The sequence below is a fragment of the Chloroflexus sp. genome (genome assembly GCF_034435895.1).
GTDB lineage: Bacteria > Chloroflexota > Chloroflexia > Chloroflexales > Chloroflexaceae > Chloroflexus.
The window spans coordinates 1-13,178 of sequence record NZ_DAOTWH010000009.1 but is presented as its reverse complement, the minus strand read 5'-3'; the positions used below and the strand labels follow the sequence as shown (position 1 = coordinate 13,178).

The 13,178-nt window shown below is 59.7% G+C and carries 14 protein-coding genes; 5 read left to right on the top strand and 9 right to left on the bottom strand.

The features are described 5' to 3' along the window. The 3 genes from U9R81_RS00660 to gpmI all read left to right on the top strand — a co-directional run. Positions 1-555, top strand: a 555-nt coding sequence (locus U9R81_RS00660; protein WP_416180922.1) for an FAD-linked oxidase C-terminal domain-containing protein, incomplete at its 5' end; no start/stop codon positions are given. A gap of 54 nt (positions 556-609) precedes the next feature. Beyond that, positions 610-858, top strand: a complete 249-nt coding sequence (locus U9R81_RS00655) for a hypothetical protein (RefSeq protein WP_322493618.1) — start codon at positions 610-612, stop codon at positions 856-858. Between the two features lie 13 nt (positions 859-871). Further along, positions 872-2,491 (top strand): 2,3-bisphosphoglycerate-independent phosphoglycerate mutase, encoded by a 1,620-nt coding sequence (gene gpmI / locus U9R81_RS00650; RefSeq protein WP_322493617.1) that lies wholly within the window; start codon positions 872-874, stop codon positions 2,489-2,491. 101 nt (positions 2,492-2,592) lie between these two features. Here the strand turns inward: gpmI and U9R81_RS00645 are convergent, their stop codons facing one another. From U9R81_RS00645 to U9R81_RS00630, 4 genes are all read right to left on the bottom strand, one after another. After that, positions 2,593-3,300 carry a response regulator gene (locus U9R81_RS00645; RefSeq protein ID WP_322493616.1) on the bottom strand — a complete coding sequence of 236 codons (708 nt, stop codon included), beginning with the start codon at positions 3,298-3,300 and terminating at the stop codon, positions 2,593-2,595. A 118-nt stretch (positions 3,301-3,418) separates the two neighbouring features. After that, entirely contained in the window at positions 3,419-4,804 is a 1,386-nt protein-coding gene (locus U9R81_RS00640; RefSeq protein ID WP_322493615.1) for a HAMP domain-containing protein, read from the bottom strand. Beyond that, positions 4,805-5,668: a hypothetical protein gene (locus U9R81_RS00635; RefSeq protein WP_322493614.1), complete on the bottom strand. Its 864-nt coding sequence runs from the start codon at positions 5,666-5,668 to the stop codon at positions 4,805-4,807. After that, entirely contained in the window at positions 5,665-6,714 is a 1,050-nt protein-coding gene (locus tag U9R81_RS00630) for a spermidine/putrescine ABC transporter substrate-binding protein (RefSeq protein ID WP_322493613.1), read from the bottom strand. The genes U9R81_RS00635 and U9R81_RS00630 overlap by 4 nt, the downstream gene beginning before the upstream one ends. Positions 6,715-6,887: 173 nt before the next feature. Here U9R81_RS00630 and recJ point away from each other — a divergent pair, with 173 nt between their 5' ends. Then, positions 6,888-8,609, top strand: coding sequence for a single-stranded-DNA-specific exonuclease RecJ (gene recJ, locus U9R81_RS00625; protein ID WP_322493612.1), 1,722 nt, complete (start codon positions 6,888-6,890; stop codon positions 8,607-8,609). A gap of 61 nt (positions 8,610-8,670) precedes the next feature. On the opposite strand, the gene U9R81_RS00620 is transcribed toward recJ, so the two are convergent. Together U9R81_RS00620 and gmd are read right to left on the bottom strand one after the other, a co-directional pair. Next, entirely contained in the window at positions 8,671-8,874 is a 204-nt protein-coding gene (locus U9R81_RS00620; protein WP_322493611.1) for a hypothetical protein, read from the bottom strand. After that, complete coding sequence (gmd, locus tag U9R81_RS00615) at positions 8,871-9,845, bottom strand: GDP-mannose 4,6-dehydratase (protein WP_322493610.1); 975 nt, start codon at positions 9,843-9,845, stop codon at positions 8,871-8,873. The genes U9R81_RS00620 and gmd overlap by 4 nt, the downstream gene beginning before the upstream one ends. Positions 9,846-9,961: 116 nt before the next feature. Here gmd and U9R81_RS00610 point away from each other — a divergent pair, with 116 nt between their 5' ends. After that, positions 9,962-10,417, top strand: a complete 456-nt coding sequence (locus U9R81_RS00610; protein WP_322493609.1) for a helix-turn-helix transcriptional regulator — start codon at positions 9,962-9,964, stop codon at positions 10,415-10,417. A gap of 1 nt (position 10,418) precedes the next feature. Here U9R81_RS00610 and sucC read toward each other — a convergent pair whose 3' ends face one another. The 3 genes from sucC to U9R81_RS00595 form a co-directional block, all read right to left on the bottom strand. Further along, positions 10,419-11,561: an ADP-forming succinate--CoA ligase subunit beta gene (sucC, locus tag U9R81_RS00605; RefSeq protein ID WP_322493608.1), complete on the bottom strand. Its 1,143-nt coding sequence runs from the start codon at positions 11,559-11,561 to the stop codon at positions 10,419-10,421. Positions 11,562-11,783: 222 nt separating this feature from the next. After that, entirely contained in the window at positions 11,784-12,662 is an 879-nt protein-coding gene (locus U9R81_RS00600) for a DNA adenine methylase (protein ID WP_322493607.1), read from the bottom strand. A gap of 62 nt (positions 12,663-12,724) precedes the next feature. Next, on the bottom strand, positions 12,725-13,178 hold a 454-nt coding region (locus U9R81_RS00595), incomplete at its 5' end, for a DUF885 family protein (RefSeq protein ID WP_322493606.1).

Here is a 13,178-nt window from a genome sequence, read left to right as displayed (position 1 = left end):
GCCACCCCTGCCGCGGCGCTGCACGCCGCCGCCGCCATCCGGCAACCGCCGGCGCAACCGGTCGCGTTGGCCATCACGGTGGCTGAGACGGTCACGCTGGCGGTTCGGTTTGCCGGCGTCGCCGCAGCTGTCGATCGCCAACTGGGGTTGGCGATCGCCGCTTGTGATCGAGCTGAGGAGGTCGCGCTCAGCATCGATGATCGTGAACTGTGGGCAGTGCCATCCACGCCGGACGATGCTCTTGTGCTGCGCATTGGCGTGCCTGAGCGAATGCTGGCCGTCGCCGTTGATGCAGTGACGGCGCTGGCCCCATCCCACCTCACCGTCTTCCCCGGTCTTGGCTTGATGGTTGGGGGCTGGCCGGCAGCAGCAGCGCTGCACTTGCCCGCCCTCCGCCAAACCCTTGCCGGGATGGATGGTTACGCTGTGGTTGAGCGCGGCCCTGCCGGGATCGATCGCTGGGGGCCGCCGCCAACGATCAATCTGATGCGCGCATTGCGCCAGCGGTGGGATCCGGCAGGAATTCTCAATCCGGGGCGGTGGGTGGTGGAATAATTGCGATTTCATTCCGATAAGGTGATTAGGCGGTTCGCAGACAAGGAGAAACGTATGGCGCTGCTCGGTTCACTGATTGCGTTGGGTGCGGCGCTGGTCTTTGCCGCATTAGCGATTGCGACCCTCTGGGGTGGTTGGCAAGCGGTGCAGCGCGAACTCGTGCGCGGGTTTGTGAGTGCCAATCCGCCAGTGGGCGAACGGATCTGGAGCATCCTCTTCACCGTTGTTCCGCTCTTAGGCGCGGCGCTGCTTGGCCTGCTGGCGGCATGGCGAATCGCGCAAGTAGCCTTTGGGCTTGGATAAGGAGAAAAACCGTATGACTCGTCCCCGTCCGGTGGTGTTGATTATTATGGATGGCTGGGGGGTTGCGCCTCCCGGCCCCGGCAATGCGGCTGATCTGGCTGATACGCCGCACGTTGATGCGTGGATGGCGACCTGCCCCTTCACCACGCTGGGAGCTTCGGGGTTAGATGTGGGGTTGCCCGCAGGGCAAATCGGCAACTCGGAAGTCGGCCATCTCAATATCGGCGCCGGTTTTGTTGTCTATCAAGAGCTAACCCGTATTAGCAAAGCGATCACCGACGGCGATTTCTTTACCAATCCGGCCTTATTGCAGGCGATCGAGCATGTCAAGCAACGCGACTCGGCCCTGCATCTGATGGGTCTGTTCGGCCCCGGCGGCGTCCATGCCCACGAGGATCACCTGCATGCCTTGCTCGAGTTGGCTCACCGCCACCAACTGCACCGCGTCTACCTGCACCTCTTCCTCGATGGGCGCGATGTGTTGCCGCGCAGTGCGCTGGGTTTTCTCGATACGCTGGAAGGGGTGATCAACCGGCTCGGCGTAGGCACAATCGCGACGGTGTCAGGTCGCTACTACGCGATGGATCGCGACAAGCGCTGGGAGCGCACCGGCAAGGCGTATGCAGCATTGGTTGATGGCGTCGGCGAGCAGGCGCCCTCGGCGCGGGCGGCGATTGAAGCCTCGTATGCGAAGGATGTCAGCGATGAGTTTGTCTTGCCGACGGTGATCGCCGGTGCTGATGGCGCTCCCATCGCTACCGTGCGCGACGGCGATGCGGTGATCTTCACCAACTTCCGCCCCGACCGGGGCCGCCAGTTGACCCGCGCCTTCGTTGATCCAGACCTCAACGAGCGCATTCGCCAGCATTACGAGCGGCAAAAAGCCGAGGGCCAGCCGTTGCCGCCGCAGATTTGGCAGCGTGACCGGCAATTGCGCGATCTGTGTTTCGTGACGATGACCCAATACGAAGAGGGATTGCCGGTATTGATCGCCTTCCCGCCGCGGTACGTCACGAGCCCGCTAGCGGCGGTGATCAGCCAAGCTGGGTTGCGCCAATTCCACATTGCCGAAACCGAGAAGTACCCGCACGTCACCTTCTTTCTCAACGGCGGGATCGAAGAGCCGTTCCCTGGCGAGGATCGCCAGCTCATTCCCTCGCCGAAAGTCGCTACCTACGACCTCAAGCCGGAAATGAGCGCGCCGGAAGTGACCGAGGCGCTCTTGCAGGCGATTGAGAGCGACCAGTACGATTTCATCGTGGTCAATTATGCCAACCCGGATATGGTAGGCCATACCGGCAACATTCCGGCGGTGATCAAGGCGTGTGAAGCGGTCGATGCCGGGTTAGCGAAGGTGGCGCCGGCGATTTTGGCACGCGGCGGGGTAGCGCTGGTAATTGCCGACCACGGCAACGCCGAGCAGATGATCGATCCGGAAACGGGTGGCCCGCATACGGCCCACACGACCAACCCCGCGCCCTGCTTTTTGATTGGCGGCCCCGGCTATGGTAAAGACGACGTGAGCCTGCGCAGCGGCGGGCGGTTGGCCGACGTGGCGCCGACGCTACTGGAGCTGTTGGGCTTGCCGCCGGCGGCCGATATGACCGGGCAAAGCCTGATTGTGCGGCGGTAGGTGGTTCAGTCGCGTGAGACGCGACTCAGGGTGGGTGTGCAACCCGCCCTAATCATTACCCGAACAGGTCGAGCCTGTACCGTCCGTGCCTTGGCTTCCGCTCATTTCGCCAAGGCACGCACCACGGCGATCAAATCGCTGCGCCGGTAGCGACCCTTTTGCAACACAGTTGCGCCGATGTTGGTCAATACACTCAGCTCATCGTGATGGAGCGGTTTGGCAGTAACCACCACAACCGGAGTGGTCATTGTTTGCCGTACATGGTGCAAAAGGTCTAACCCATCGCCATCAGGCAGAATCAAATCAAGAATCACCAGCGCTGGCTTCGCACTAAGCCAGATCGTTTTTCCGGCAGCGCCATCGCCAGCTTCTATTACATCCCACCCTTCGCTCTCCAACGCGCGCCGGATCATCAAGCGAGTTGGTGTATCGTCTTCAATCAGCAAAATGGCATTTGACGCCGGTTGGGGTCGTGACAGCACCATCTTCACCGTACGAATCACGGCCTCCACCTCACCCGGCCACCGCACGCAGGGCATTGCGCACTCGCCGCTATCAGTATGGTACAGCCAGATCACAGGGACAGCATCCCAACCGGCGGTAAGCAGCATTGCTTCTACTGATGCGCGTTCGTGCGTGGTATCAATAAGCAACGCGGATGGCGGCCTGCGCACGTGAGCAATTGCTTCGGCCAATGATGATGCCCGTTGCACCTGCCAACCCACTTGTTCAAGTGCGTTTTGTAGGATGCGGTCTTCGATGGCTGCCACCAACACGATATCAGGTTGCAGCCAATAGTTCGTTTGCACAACGTAGGTTCACGTGATAGCACGATCGGTATGTGGATCGTGAAACTGATCCCGGCTGGCATACGTGGATAGACGGCCAGTGAACCACCCATCAACTCGCACAACTGGCGACTCAACGCTAACCCTTGTGCCCCTCATCGACGCGACGCAACTCGGTGGAGGGGAGCGCGAATGGTGTGAGCAAAGCTTTAAGGTGCTGTTCGTTTAGGGTGGCGCCGGTATCGCTGATGGTGACCGCTAGCACATCACGTTGCGCGTCAGCCGTTTGTCGCTGCACTTGCACCGTGATAACGCCATGCCGAGTCGTGGCGGCGGCAAAGCGCAGCGGATGGATCAACACATGGCGCAGCCGGTTCAGATCGGCGACGATCAAGCCCAAATTCGCCGGTCGTTCAATTTCGAGCCGGTTGTGGTTATGGCGAATCAGTGGCCCGATCTCGCTCAGCACATCATCCAGCAAGGTATCGAGCGAGAACGGTTCGGGTTGTAAGGTAAGCATTCCCGCCTCGATCTTGGCGCTATCGAGCAGAATATTGAGCCGGCTCAGCAAACGCCGGCCAGCGCGGGCAATTGTGCCGGCATCTTCAGAAGCTGCCGGGCGATCAGTGAGCGCCTCGCGCAACATTTCGCCTATCGCAATTATCGTGTTGAGCGGGTTGCGCACATCGTGGTCGAGGCGGGCCAGAAAGGCGCTTCGCTCACGATTGATGGTTTCGGCGGCCTCTTTGGCTTGTTGCAACGACTCCACCAATCGCACTCGAGTCAGCGCCTGTCCGGCCAAGCGCGCGGCAATTCCTACATAGGCGATTTCGTCGTCGATAAATGCGTTGGGTTGCGGGCGATACAGGATCAACAGGGCATAATCTTGCTGATACAACAGGATCGTCGCTGCCACCGCCGATCCTTGCAGGCTGGGTAAATTCTGAAATGAATAGGCGCTTAGATCGGCGATATAGCACGGGTTGGTATGCGCCTGTTCGAGGCCCTTGGGCGCGACTACTTTGAGTAAAGGATCGCGCCGGTAGCCATGCGTGACTTGCGGGATCCAGAACGTCCCATCTGCTTCGCGAGTGTAGATACCGATGCGATCATCGGGTTCTTTGCCGGTAGCCAACGTATCAACTATGCACCGATAGATCGCCGCTTCATCGTTCAGATGACTCAAGGCAAGGCTCAGATCAATCAGAATCTGTTCGCAGCGGCTGCGCCGGCGTTCCTGAGCGAGCAAGGCCTCGTTGTGGGCGAGGGCGCGTTGCAGTTGGATGGTGCGCTGAGCGACCCGATCTTCAAGTTTGGCAATCGTTTCGTTCAATTCATTGGTGAGCCGGGCAAGCGCGCGGGCCAGATCACCGATCTCGTCGGCGCCAACAATCGGGATCGGCGTCTCACGCCAGCCATTAGCGACCCGTTTGGCCGCGTAGGTCAATTCTGCTAACGGGTGGGTAATATTACGCTTAAAGATCCAAGCCAGCGCGCCGAAGATCACGGCACTGCTGACGAGCATCTAGCCGATCACGCCATAATTGGCCCACGTCGCCACATTGAGCGTCGCCGCTGCGCGATCATGTTCGGCTGCAATCACTTGCTGAATCCCATCGATAGCGCGCAGCATGTCGTCGGTGTGATACTGCAAGGTAATGGCATACTGTTGCAATTCCCGATCAAGTGTGGTCAGTTGCAAGAAGGTGTTGAGATAGGCAGTCAACCGCTGTTGGAGGAAGATCCTATCTGGTTCAGGCAAGTCCATGACTACCATTCGCAATTGATTAATCTGGATGCGCACTCCATCAACATATTCCTGCCGGCGTGTGCTCAGGTACGCTTGCTCTTCCAGCGCGAGCCGCAAACCTCGTTCACGGAATGCGCTCTCGTGCCGATCGAGCGTTAACCACAACGTACGACGCGCTTCACGAAGTTGATGCTCGATACCATCGATCCGGCGACGTTGTTCGATCTGGGCCGTGATCTGCGCAAGGGTGGCTTGATAGGTATTGAGGATCTGACCCAATTCTTGCGTGAATGGGTTGAGGGCGGGCATTTCGGCGCTGATTGACTCAAGTTTGGCGAATGCTTGGCGCGCTGCTTGGAATGCTTCGGTATAGGCAACGATCGTGAATGGTTCGATAGCTTGATTGGTGTACGCTAGTTCAAGCAGGGCGCTATTATAGCGATGTGCTGTCAGCAGAGCAATGTTGAGCGATAGAGCCGCCTCGCGAGCCGCTGATGTGTTCTGGATAGACTGGATGGCTTGTTGGTGCAGGAATCGTTGCAGCCATAAACCAGCAATTGACACCACCAACGAAATGACAACTGCACTAGAGAACAGGATATTGAGACGACGGTTCGATGTAGGCGCCGGATCCATCATCGTCGTACCTCCGCCCAAGCGGCACGGTAGAGTTCGTACGTTGCCGAGTCAACATCGACTAACCGGAATAACCGTCCCTCTTGTTCAAGGGCCTGATAGCGTTGGATTAAGTGCTGCAGTTCGTTATCGAGACGGTCAAAGGCGGCGCGATTCGGGGAAATATAGCAGGTCTTGTTTGCTAAAGCCGCACCGTGTTCACCCGTCAAGAGAAAATTGATAAACTGCTCGGCGACGGCGTGGTTAGCGGCATTGGCGAGTACGCACATATTATCAGCCGCGAAGATTGCGCCCTCGGCCGGAATTTCAAACCGGATGTCAGGATCGATACTTGCTAGTTGAAGAATATCGCCACTCCATTCGATCACTACATCGGCTTCGCCGTTGGCTAAGAAGGTTTGCCCATCATCGCCGGCAAAACGAATAATGCGTCCGGCATGGGTGCGCAACCAATCACGAGCAGCGCCAATGGCGGACGGATCACTTGTATTTGGGCTATATTCCAGCTTTATCAAGGCTAATCCGAGACCAAAGCGAGGGTCGTCAATCATAACCACACGGTTGCTGCGGGCCGGATCGAACACATCATCCCAACTGGTAATCGGTTGGCGCTGGGCTGATTGGCGGTAGCCAAAGCCAAGTACACCCCACAGATATGGCACGCAAAAGCGATTGACCGGATCACTTGCAATCCGATTAAATGCCGGATCAAGATTGGCTAAATTAGGGATCCGTCCACGATTCAGCACGGCCAACCGCTGCTCGCGGATCAGTCGATCGACGAGTATATCGCTGACGATCACCAAATCGTACGGCTCGTTGGCGGTGGTCAGCAGGTTGTACAGCTCTTCGTTATTGCTGTAGGTGTGGTAGACAATGGCGATGCCGGTTTCACCAGTAAACGCATCGAGTGATGTAGGATCAATATAGGTATCCCAGTTGAGGATCCGGAGCAGCGCAGGGGGCGGCGACGCTGGCGGCGGCGGCGGCGCGGCGCAACCGATCATGATCCAGCTTACAAGCAGTAGTTTGACGAGACGTGACGTCATTGGATCAAAATCTGGGTGTAACGATTCAGCATTCGCTGCGGTATTCATAATAGGACGGTGATATTACCAACCGGCAATCATTTCGTGCCAATACGGTGTTCGTACTGGCAGAGCGAAAGCGGAGTATAATACTTGCCGCCTGCCCTCTGCCCCTCACGACAGGAGTGATGCGTATGTCAGCTCGCCGCCAGCGCTGGGAGATTCACCCGCCAGCGCCTGCCGATGTTAGCGAACGTCTTGGTCTGCCACCGTTGCTGGCGACGTTGCTTTACCAACGCGGGTTGCATGATCCCGCCGCTGCTAGCGCCTTTCTCGCCGCCGATTACGCTACCGGCTTGCACGATCCGTTCCACATGCGCGGCATGGCTGAGGCCGCAGCCCGGATCGCCTTGGCCATCGATCGCGGTGAGTTAGTGGCGGTCTATGGCGATTTTGATGTTGATGGGGTGACGGCAGTCGCGTTGCTGACCCAAGCGCTTGGCGCCATGGGCGGGCGGATTAGGCCGTACATTCCGCATCGCGCTCGCGAGGGGTATGGCTTAAACAATCTGGCGATTAGCCAGTTGGCGGCTGATGGAGTACGCCTGCTAATCACAGTTGACTGCGGAATCTCTAACTACGCCGAAGTGGCTGAGGCGAATCGGTCGGGGGTTGATGTCATCGTCACTGACCACCACCATCCGCCTGCCGAGCTGCCGCCGGCGTTGGCAGTGGTTAATCCCAAGCAACCCGATTGCGCTTACCCGTTCAAAGGTCTGGTCGGGGTTGGGATTGCTTTCAAGCTGGTACAGGCATTAGCGCGCTACGGCAAGCGCCCGGCCAATTTGCGCGGACGCGATATGCTCGATCTGGTAGCACTGGGCACGGTGGCCGATATGGGGCCATTGCTCGACGAGAATCGGGTATTAGTGCGGGCTGGCCTGATCGCGATCAACGAGACGGCCCGTCCCGGCGTGCGCGCGCTGATGGCTGCCGCCGGGCTAGCACCCGGCTTGATCGACAGCGGCGCGATTGCTTTTGCGCTCGCCCCCCGCCTCAATGCCGCTGGACGGCTGACCGACGCCCGCCGCGCCTACGAGTTGTTGCTGGCCGGTGACCGGGAAACTGCCAATGGGTTAGCCGCCGAATTGAATGCCACCAATCGCGAGCGGCAGGCGCTGACCCGCCAGTTGCAGGCGCGGGCCGAAGAGTTGGTCGCGCAGAGCGGGCGAGCTGAGCAACCGTTGATCGTGCTCGCCAGTCCTGAATTCAACGCCGGTGTGATTGGATTGGTTGCGGCTCGCATCGCCGAGACCTACCATCGCCCGGTGGTGGTCATCGAGCAAGGCGGTGAAACCTCACGCGGTTCGGCCCGCTCGATCCCCGGTTTCAGTATTATCGATATCTTCGATCAATGCGCCGACCTATTCGTGCGCTACGGCGGCCATGCTGCGGCAGCCGGCTTTACGATTGCCACCGCGCAGATTCCGGCGCTTGAACAGCGATTGCTCGCCTTGAGCCGGCAATATTTGCGTGACGGCCAACTGGCGCCGCGGCTGATGATTGACGCGGTGTTGCCGTTGACCGAGCTCTCGTGGGAGCTGTACGCCGGCATCCAGCAACTGGAGCCGTTTGGGCAAGGCAACCCGCAGCCGATCTTGATGGCGCCCAACGTGACCGTCATCGACCCGCAGCCGACCAGCGACGGCGCCCATCTGCGCATGCGGGTGCGCGCCGGCAATAGCGTCTTTGAGGCGATCGGCTTTCACTTTGGCCACTTGGCCGAAGCGTTGCAGCGGCACTCGACGATTGATCTCGCCTATCAATTGGCAGTGGATGAATGGAACGGGCAGCGGCGGATGCGGTTGCTGGTGCGCGATTTCAGGCGAGCGGGAGGCGCGCGGAACGGTGGCTGAGACAAAAACCGCCCTGCCTATCATCAAGGCAGAGCGGCACATAGAGACCGGATGCGAGCAGTTAGGCGTCAGACTGATTGGTAATCGGTGGTTGGGGCCGGCGCGCCAGCAACGGGTTCACGCCCCACAACGACTGCAGGTATTGGCGCGCGCCACTGGTGCGCCGATCGAGCAACATCACGAAACGACTCGCGTTTGCCAGTCCCAGACGCTCAACCAATGCCGCCCATCCTTCCTCGATCAGCCGAGTCTCGGATTGATTCATCGCATCTGCTCCTTAACTAACCGTAGGTCAGCCTCGACCATCATCTGCACCAGTTCGGGGAACGAGGTGCGTGGTTGCCAACCAAGCTTCTGGCGGGCCTTGGAGGGATCGCCGATGAGCAGATCCACTTCGGCTGGACGCATAAAGCGTTGGTCGACCACCACATAATCGCGATAGTCAAGACCGACATAACTAAACGCCAACTCGCAAAACTCGCGGACTGAATGCGTTTCGCCGGTGGCGATCACGTAGTCGTCGGGCTGATCCTGTTGCAGCATCAGCCACATCGCTTCGACGTAATCACCGGCGAACCCCCAATCGCGCCGAGCCTCAAGGTTGCCCAATCGTAGCTCCTCATCGAGCCCGAACTTAATCCGCGCCACACCGTACGAAATCTTGCGAGTGACAAACTCAAGCCCACGCCGCGGACTCTCGTGGTTAAACAGGATGCCAGAAGTGGTGTGCATCCCGTAGCTTTCGCGATAGTTTACCGTAATCCAGTGCCCATACACCTTGGCGACCCCATAGGGGCTGCGCGGGTAGAATGGCGTTGTCTCTTTCTGCGGCACCTCCACCACTTTGCCGAACATTTCACTGCTCGACGCCTGATAAAACCGGATGTCGGGATCCACAATCCGCACCGCATCGAGCAAACGGGTCACACCCAACGCGGTGGTTTCGCCGGTAAAGACCGGCTGCGGCCACGAGGTCTGTACGAAGGATTGCGCCGCGAGATTGTAGACTTCGTGCGGGCGATGCTCGTGCAAAATTTGAATCAGTGACACCTCATCGAGCAAATCGCCGCTGACAAGGGTCAGTTTATCTTGAATATGCTTAATTCGCTCGAAATTGACGGTGCTCGAGCGCCGCACCATCCCGATCACCTCATATCCTTTGGCAAGCAAAAACTCGGCGAGATAGCTGCCGTCTTGCCCGGTAATGCCGGTGATCAATGCGCGTTTCGGAGCCATTGTTTGTTATCCTCTCACATGAGCAGGGCGACACGCCGGCGGCTGCTGTGCCATGGCGACTCAAACGATGCTACTATACAACGGATTGGCGGATCGCGTCTGCTAAGTGAGTTACCATGACCGTTACTGAAGAACCGATTGGCCAACGAATTGCCCGGTTACGCGCCAACCTCGGCTGGACGCAGCAGGATCTAGCTGAGCGTCTGGCCATCTCGCGGGTGGCCGTCTCTCACATCGAGTTGGGGCTGTCGATGCCCGGCGAGCGCACCATCACGCTGCTAGCCGGTTTGTTCAAATGTGAACCGCTGCAACTCGTCGCCGGTACTGATTACCCGCCGGCACGGGCGGAGCGGTTGCCGTTTGTGGCCTGCCGCTACACCGAAGTCGAGTTGCAACTGGCGTTGCTGGCCCGCGATCGGGCTTGGCTAGCCGAGATGGGGGCGGCAGCGGGTGCGCGCGCCGCCGCCATCATTGACGAGTGGCGCTGGCGGCTCGACCAACTCGCCCGTGAGACGCTCGATCGTCGCGAACGGGCGCTGATTGCCGCTGCGCGCCGCGAACTAGACGGCTGACCTACAACTCGCCGCGGGCCGCCGCCACTGCCTTCTGTGCGCCTTCGGCCAGCGTGGCCGCCGGGATCAGCTTGGAACCGGCCAACAATGCCCGTCCGGCCTCTTCATTGGTGCCGACCAGCCGCGCCACCATCGGCACATCGGTGGGCACCTCTTCGAGAGCGGCGAGAATGCCACGCGCGACTTCATCGACGCGAGTGATGCCGCCAAAGATGTTGAACAACACCGCCTTAACATTCGGGTCAGAGAGAATGATCTGCAACGCTGCTTTGACCTTTTCTTTGCCGGCCCCGCCGCCGATGTCGAGGAAATTGGCCGGCTCGCCGCCTGACAGCTTGATCACATCCATTGTCGCCATGGCCAACCCGGCGCCGTTGACCATACAGCCGATGTTGCCGTCGAGCTTGATGTAGGTAATATCAGCCTCGCGCGCGCGCCGTTCGGCTTCGGGGTCGGCGGAGGGATCGCGGAGCGCCGCCAGTTCGGGGTGGCGGAAGAGGGCGCTCTCGTCAAGGAGCACTTTCGAGTCGAGCGCGAGCAGGCTACCATCGGCCTTCACCACCAGCGGGTTGATCTCGGCCAGCGAAGCGTCATTCTCGACAAAGGCCCGGTACAGCGCGCTGGCGATCTGGGCGAATTGGCGCGCTTGCTTACCGTCGCGCAACCCAATGCGGAAGGCCAGCTCGCGGGCTTGAAAATCAAGCAAGCCCATCGTCGGGTGGGCGGAAATCTTGATAATTGCTTCCGGATTCGTCTTCGCGACCTCTTCGATCTCGACGCCGCCTTCGGCTGAGGCGATCATCGTAATCCGCTTGCTGCCGCGATCGAGGATTGCCGACAGATAGATCTCGCGCTCGTAGCTGACCGCTTCGGCGACCAATACCTTCTCGACAGTCAACCCTTTGATGTTCATGCCCAAGATTTGCCCGGCCACATGCTCGGCCTCGTCCGGGGTTTGGGCCAACTTGACGCCGCCTGCCTTGCCGCGCCCACCGACATGCACTTGCGCTTTCACCACCACTGGCCCGCCGATCTGCTCGGCGATGGCGCGCGCCTCAGCGGGCGTGACCGCCACGCCGCCACCAGTCACTGGAATGCCGTAGCGCGCCAAGAGGTCGCGCGCCTGATATTCGTGCAATTTCATGCCAGATCTCCGCTACCCGCAACGGGCTTGTCTTGTTGCTTAGGCGTAACCATACCCATTAAGATCTGTGCGTGATAACTTCGAGAATAGTAGCACAGAGATAGGCGAATCGTCAAATGTTTTGCTTGTGCAAATATTGTGCATGAGGTAGATCTTTGCTTGATCTCATGCGTTGCTGCGATGTTAAACGACGCTGAAAATATTTAACACTGCACGCGCCGCTCAATCGCGAGCGAGATCGTACCTCGCCACAATACTGGTGGGAAAGCTGCACGCGATCAACTCTTCGACCAGCCCGCGCCGTTTGCCGTCACAGTTGATTTTGCGGCTGGCCAGCACTACATCCACCTCATAGGCATTGGCGTATAATTGATGGGCCAGCGTCGTCGATGAATTGGAAAGCATCACGTAACAGCCGCGCTCAGCGAGGTGGTGGAAAACAACGGCCAACCGGCGCTGCTCGGCTTCGTCGAACCCGCGCCGGGTGTAGCTGGTAAACGAAGCAGTAGGGCTAACAGGGACATAGGGCGGGTCGAAGTAGATGAAATCTCCCGCTTGGGCATGGTCGAGCACGGCGCCGAAGTCGGCGACGCGCAGTTCGGTGTGGCGCAAGGCCCGGCTTACTTCGCGCAGGTTGTCGCTATCGACGATCAGCGGTTTTTTGTAGTAGCCGAAGGGCGCGTTGAATTGGCCTTTGTTGTTGAGGCGGTAGAGGCCATTGTAACAGGTGCGGTTGAGGAAGATGGTGCGGGCGGCGCGCTCGACGAGCGGGCGCTGAGCGAAATCGGGCCGGCGATCCCAGCCGCGAATCTCGTAGAAGAAATCGCGGTCGGTGGCATACGGGCGCAGGCGCTGAAGCAGGTCGATCAGCTCTTCGGCTTGGTCGCGCACGGCCCGGTAACAATCGATCAGCTCCGGGTTCACATCGCTCAAGATCGCGCCCTGCTGCAAGCGGCCTTGGTTCCAGAGGTGAAAGAAGAGGGCGCCGCCGCCCACGAACGGCTCGTGATAGCGGCCAAAGCGTTCGGGAATCCGTCGTGATAGCTCTGGCAAGAGTTGGCTTTTACCGCCAGCCCACTTCAAAAATGGACGCGCAGGCACGCATGGCTCCCCGGCAGGCGCGGCGGGCGCGCCCGTCCCCCAGACGCGATTGTAGAAGCGCATTATAACACATCGGTCGCCGCCAGCAGCCGGCTGAGCACCGGCAAGGGCGGTGCGCCAAATGACAGGACGGCGTCGTGAAACCGGCGCAACGAAAAGTGTTCACCCCAGCGTTGGTGCATCCGTTCGCGCAGCCGGATCATCGCCAAGCGGCCCACGGTATAACAGATGACTCCCGGATCGAGCGCGGCCCGGCGCGCTTCGCGCAGAGCGAGCGGCGGATCGATCCCGGCCTCGGCGCGAAATCGCTCGGCGGCGGCGGCGAGATCGGTCGCGCCGGTGTGCAGATCCACCGCTACGACCAGCCGGCAGGCGCGCAGGAGGGCCTCGCCGGCCACCGCCGCCGTGAGCCGGGGATCGTACCCCTCAAAGCCAGCAGTTACTGTCATCTGTTCAACATAATGCGCCCAGCCTTCGAGGTGGCACACGCTCCAGAAGTGGCGGGCCAACCGGCCC